Below are 1,271 nucleotides of genomic sequence, written 5' to 3' on the forward strand. Positions count from 1 at the left end.
CGCCAGCGCGTGGCCCTGGCCCGGGCGATGATGCTCAACCCCAAGGTGCTGGTGGCGGACGAACCGACCTCGGCGCTCGACGTGTCGATCCAGGCCCAGGTGCTCAACCTGTTCATGGACCTGCAGGAAGAGTTCAACACCGCCTACGTGTTCATCTCGCACAACCTCTCGGTGGTGCGGCATGTCGCCGACGAGGTGCTGGTGATGTACCTCGGCCGGCCGGTGGAAATGGGGCCGAAGGCGCTGATCTACAGCCGCCCGCTGCACCCCTACACCCAGGCGCTGCTCTCCGCCACGCCAACCCTTCACCCGGACCCGACGAAACCGAAGATCAAACTCACCGGCGAACTGCCCAACCCGCTGTCGCCGCCCAGCGGCTGCGCCTTCCACCAGCGCTGCCCCTATGCCACCGAACGCTGCGGCGTGGAGCAGCCACCGCTGCGCCTGCTCGATGCACGGCAGGTGGCCTGTCACCACGCGGAGACGATCAACGGCTAACGGACGGTTGCAGCGCTGGGGCGGCGCCAGCAGCCAGCGGTGCGGCCGTCGAGCGCGGGTTAGCTGGCGTCGAGCAGCGCGCGCAAGCGCCGCAGCACGGCCAGCGACTCGGCATTGTCGCCGTGCACGCAGAGGCTGTCGGCGCTCAGGCGCAACGGCTTGCCGTCGATATCCGGGAAAGGCTCGCCCTGGGCGATGGCCAGGGCCTGTTCGAGAATCCGCTGCGGGTCGTGGTGCACCGCGCCGCTCAAGCGCCGTGGGGCCAACTGGCCATCGGCGAGGTAGGCACGGTCGGCGAACGCCTCGAACATCAGCGGCACATCGGCTTCGTCGGCCAGGCGCAACTCGCGGCTGTTGTCGGTCAACGCCAGCACCATCAGCGGCAACCCCTTGCGGTAACTGGCGCAGGCCTCCAATACCGCGGCCAGCAGCGCATCGTCGCGCACCAGATCGTTGTACAGCGCGCCGTGCGGTTTGACATACGCCACCTGAACCCCCGCCGCGCGGCAGAACGCCTCCAGTGCGCCCAGCTGATAGAGCACCAGCGCGGTGACTTCTTCCGGCGAGCAGGCCATCTGCCGCCGGCCGAAACCGACCACATCGGGATACGCCGGGTGCGCGCCAATCCGTACGCCATGCGCGACCGCCAGGGCGACGGTGCGCTGCATGGTCAGCGGATCGGCAGCGTGAAAGCCGCAAGCCAGGTTGGCCTGATCGACCAGCGGCATGGCATGGCTATCGTCGCCCATCGTCCAGGCGCCGAAGCTTTCGCC

General features: G+C 68.5%; 2 protein-coding genes. One reads left to right on the top strand and one right to left on the bottom strand.

The genetic code is table 11. The annotated features are described in order from the left end of the window. A partial coding sequence (locus B3M58_RS14500) for an oligopeptide/dipeptide ABC transporter ATP-binding protein (RefSeq protein WP_349677141.1) occupies positions 1-498 on the top strand: 498 nt, incomplete at its 5' end. 59 nt (positions 499-557) lie between these two features. Here B3M58_RS14500 and B3M58_RS14505 read toward each other — a convergent pair. After that, a partial coding sequence (locus tag B3M58_RS14505) for a 5-oxoprolinase subunit PxpA (RefSeq protein ID WP_296220136.1) occupies positions 558-1,271 on the bottom strand: 714 nt, incomplete at its 5' end.

This window comes from Pseudomonas sp. UBA2684, assembly GCA_002354655.1.
Lineage (GTDB): Bacteria > Pseudomonadota > Gammaproteobacteria > Pseudomonadales > Pseudomonadaceae > Aquipseudomonas.